Origin of the sequence: Pseudomonas sp. BW16M2 (genome assembly GCF_014268865.1) — a bacterium.
In the GTDB taxonomy this organism is placed as follows: domain Bacteria; phylum Pseudomonadota; class Gammaproteobacteria; order Pseudomonadales; family Pseudomonadaceae; genus Aquipseudomonas; species Aquipseudomonas peradeniyensis.
In genome coordinates this window covers 1-343 of sequence record NZ_JABWRI010000084.1, presented here as the reverse complement: position 1 = coordinate 343, position 343 = coordinate 1, and the positions used below count along the sequence as shown (strand labels likewise).

Here is a 343-nt window from a genome sequence, read left to right as displayed (position 1 = left end):
TCACCGCCCTGCGCCACGATGCGCGCATCGCCGAGGTCGAGGGCGACGACGTGCGCCTGCAGCCGGGCCTGAGCTTCGACCTGGTCGAACACCCCCGCGCAGACCTCAACATGCATTGGCGGGTGGCCAGCGTGCGCCACGAGGGCGCGCAGTTCACCAGCCTGCAGGAGGAAGCCGCCGGCGCCGAGCAAGGCACGCGCTACACGCAAAAGGCCCTGCTAGTGCCCGGACGCATCGAGTGGCGCCCAGAGGCGCCGCCCAAGCCGCGCATCGACGGCCCGCACATGGCCACGGTGGTCGGCCCCGAGGGCGAGGAGATCTTTTGCGACGAGTGGGGCCGGGT

The 343-nt window shown here is 71.7% G+C and carries 1 pseudogene; it reads left to right on the top strand.

Annotation, left to right across the window (positions count from 1 at the left end):
• A pseudogene (locus HU735_RS26855) lies at window positions 1-343 on the top strand (type VI secretion system tip protein VgrG); the annotation flags it as partial.